The sequence below is a fragment of the Citrobacter sp. TBCS-15 genome (assembly GCF_005280815.1).
In the GTDB taxonomy this organism is placed as follows: Bacteria; Pseudomonadota; Gammaproteobacteria; order Enterobacterales; family Enterobacteriaceae; genus Citrobacter; species Citrobacter werkmanii.
This window is the reverse complement of sequence record NZ_SZWK01000054.1, coordinates 1-329: the sequence shown is the minus strand read 5'-3', so window position 1 is coordinate 329 and position 329 is coordinate 1. Positions and strand designations below refer to the sequence as shown.

Genomic DNA, 329 nt, shown 5'->3' with positions numbered 1-329 from the left:
ATCATGATTTTTAGTATTAATTTACCAGCAGGAGTTTCTTGAAAGGTTATATCCTCATCTAATGATGAATCATCTTCTTTCGAATTGCCGTAAAATATTTTGTCTTCATTTACTTCGTACTTGTTACCGCAATAATCACATTTACCATTAGTGAAACTTGAAGACCCACAGGTTACGCATTGTATTAAAATCATTTTATTACCTCCTTTCTTTAACTATATGTATTATTATATCAAAAAAGCTCTAAGCTGTCAAGCCTAAAGTTTTTATTCTTAATATTATTGTTCTTTCAATTTATTCTTGAACCAAATGATTCGTTCTTTGAACCA

1 protein-coding gene is annotated in these 329 nt (G+C 28.9%); it reads right to left on the bottom strand.

The window, feature by feature from the left end; genetic code table 11:
• A partial coding sequence (locus tag FDW96_RS25175) for a hypothetical protein (RefSeq protein WP_212732850.1) occupies positions 1 to 194 on the bottom strand: 194 nt, incomplete at its 3' end.
• Positions 195 to 329 lie beyond the last annotated feature (135 nt).